The sequence below is a fragment of the Wenyingzhuangia sp. 2_MG-2023 genome (assembly GCF_030548295.1).
Classification (GTDB): Bacteria; Bacteroidota; Bacteroidia; order Flavobacteriales; family Flavobacteriaceae; genus Wenyingzhuangia.
Window position 1 is genome coordinate 1 of record NZ_JAUOSB010000208.1, and the last position, 233, is coordinate 233.

Sequence of the window (233 nt, forward strand, 5' to 3'; positions counted from 1 at the left end):
AACTTTGATCTGTGAACAATTCTGTACTGTGACAACTGTTGCATTTTTCCTGAAAAACTTGATACCCCACTGCTTCTCTTTCAGTAAATTTTTTTCCTTCGTTACGTTTTATACTATCGTATTTGCTGTTTGATGAAATCAACGTATATTCATATTGTGCAATACTATTGTATATTCGATCAGCAGTAATATCATCGTCACCAAAAGCTTTATAGAATAGTTCTTTATAAAAT

1 protein-coding gene is annotated in these 233 nt (G+C 30.9%); it reads right to left on the reverse strand.

The window, feature by feature from the left end; genetic code table 11:
• Positions 1 to 233, reverse strand: a 233-nt coding sequence (locus Q4548_RS17070; RefSeq protein WP_303457298.1) for a cytochrome c peroxidase, incomplete at both ends; no start/stop codon positions are given.